Below are 569 nucleotides of genomic sequence, written 5' to 3' on the forward strand. Positions count from 1 at the left end.
CTATAAGTCGGACGCCGCCGGACGATCTGTCCGGCGGCGTCTTGCGTTTCAAGCGTTGAAGGCGAAGCGCCCGCGCGCATATTCGGCTCGGCGATGGTCGGGCAACAGAGACAACGCTTCCTGCCGGAAACTATTGCGACAGACCGGGCGCTCAATCGATCGGACACTACGGCAAAAGCGATCTGCGGCGCCGTTGACGCGTGCGTCGAATGCAGCCGCTCCATGTCGGGTCGACAGATCGAGATCGCCATAGGGGATGTGGGCTTCGAACTGCGCGGCGTTTGCTGAACCGGCCGAGAGGACCGCGGCGGCCGTGATAGAGACGATTTTGAGCATGATCCTGAGTTCCGTTTTCCAACCCCTTGTCGTCCGGGGTGGCTAACGGTGAAGCTGAATCCGATCGAAACGGCGAAGCTTCTACGGCCGAATGGCGCCGCTTGAATAATTCGACGTCATGACATTTTCGGTCAGGATCGAACCGTCTGCGCATCCGATGCTTCTACTGAGGCTTCTCACCCTCTAAGTCAGGGCAGGCATCTGCTGCAGATTTCATGACCGTCGTCGCCTCC

The 569-nt window shown here is 59.4% G+C and carries 1 protein-coding gene; it reads right to left on the reverse strand.

The features are described 5' to 3' along the window. Positions 1-48: 48 nt before the first annotated feature. Positions 49-336 (reverse strand): UrcA family protein, encoded by a 288-nt coding sequence (locus JWG43_RS17725; protein ID WP_153925677.1) that lies wholly within the window; start codon positions 334-336, stop codon positions 49-51. Between the last annotated feature and the right edge of the window lie 233 nt (positions 337-569).

Origin of the sequence: Desulfobulbus alkaliphilus, from assembly GCF_016918545.1 — a bacterium.
Taxonomy (GTDB): domain Bacteria; phylum Desulfobacterota; class Desulfobulbia; order Desulfobulbales; family Desulfobulbaceae; genus Desulfobulbus; species Desulfobulbus alkaliphilus.